General features: G+C 72.4%; 1 protein-coding gene. It reads left to right on the plus strand.

Annotated elements, in window-relative coordinates:
• Positions 1-250, plus strand: a 250-nt coding sequence (locus tag G3I78_RS50755) for a lactococcin 972 family bacteriocin (RefSeq protein WP_164437442.1), incomplete at its 5' end; no start/stop codon positions are given.
• Positions 251-384: the final 134 nt, after the last annotated feature.

Raw genomic sequence — 384 nt, forward strand, 5'->3', positions numbered from 1 at the left:
CGGTGCGACCGCTGCGTACGCGACCCGGGTCTCGGCCGGTGGCGGGATCTGGGACTACGGCGTCACGAGCCTGACCGCGAGCTACAACTGGTCGGACTACTACCACTCCTCGCGCGTGCACGGATCGAGCGTGACGGGCGACTCGGGCCTCGCGCGCTCGCTGTGCCGTGGCGGCGGGAGCTGGGCGACCGCCCGCGCGTGGGACAGCAACCCGTTCCGCATCGACAAGGCGTACTGGCGCCACTGCTGAGCGCTGCGCCGAGCGAACCCGGTCCCGGTCGCGCACTCGGCGCGACCGGGACCGGACGGCTGCCCGAGCACGGCACGAGCTGAGGAGAGCATGGCGTGAGGAGTCGAGGGATCCGGCTCGCGTACGCGATCCTG

This window comes from Streptomyces sp. SID13726 (genome assembly GCF_010548375.1).
Classification (GTDB): Bacteria; Actinomycetota; Actinomycetes; order Streptomycetales; family Streptomycetaceae; genus Streptomyces.